At 56.3% G+C, this 711-nt stretch carries 1 protein-coding gene; it reads right to left on the bottom strand.

Annotated features, from left to right (window positions below; all coding sequences use genetic code 11):
• A partial coding sequence (locus AC0L21_RS37970) for an IS110 family RNA-guided transposase (protein WP_473267112.1) occupies positions 1–623 on the bottom strand: 623 nt, incomplete at its 3' end.
• Positions 624–711: the final 88 nt, after the last annotated feature.

Genomic DNA, 711 nt, shown 5'->3' with positions numbered 1-711 from the left:
TTTCTGACGGCAACCAAAATCTCTCTGTCGAGCTTCTCTATGCGGGTTGTAAGCAGCTCAATCTGTTCAGCGAATAGAATCAGGGCAAAGCGGGCGGTGCCGGGAATCCTATTGTCTTTTTCGTCCCGGAGAAGCACCAGGAGTTTTGCGATGCTTGCCATGCCTGTGCCGGCGATAATGCCCAATTCGGCCATATGAGCACGTAGGGCATTTGCAGTCTGGCTGCGCTGCCTCATCAGCAGCTCTCGCGTTCGCAAAATCATGCTGGCCGCTTGTTGTTCGGCAGTCTTCACCGGTACGAACCGCATTGTCGGGCGGGTGACCGCCTCACAAATGGCTTCAGCATCCGCCAAGTCGGTCTTGTTTCGTTTGACGTAAGGCTTCACGTAGGCTGGCGGCATCATGCGGACAGCGTGGCCCAGCGCCGCGATCTCGCGTGCCCAGTGATGGGCACTCGCACAGGCCTCCATACCTACCAAGCAAGCTGGAAGGCTCCGAAAGAAGGGCAGAACCTGCGATCGCCGCAATGTGCGACGAACCAAGACTTTCCCGTTTTCGGCGATGCCGTGAACTTGAAAGATCGACTTGGCCAAATCCAAACCCACCGTGATAATCTTCTCCATGGAACGGTCCTTCCTTTGTGGCGCCTCTCTACGCGACCACGTTAGGCACTTTTGATGCCGGTTCGAAGGGCCGTTCCACACCATCACT

This window comes from Bradyrhizobium sp. WSM4873 (assembly GCF_055811355.1).
This window is presented reverse-complemented; position numbering and strand designations above follow the sequence as displayed.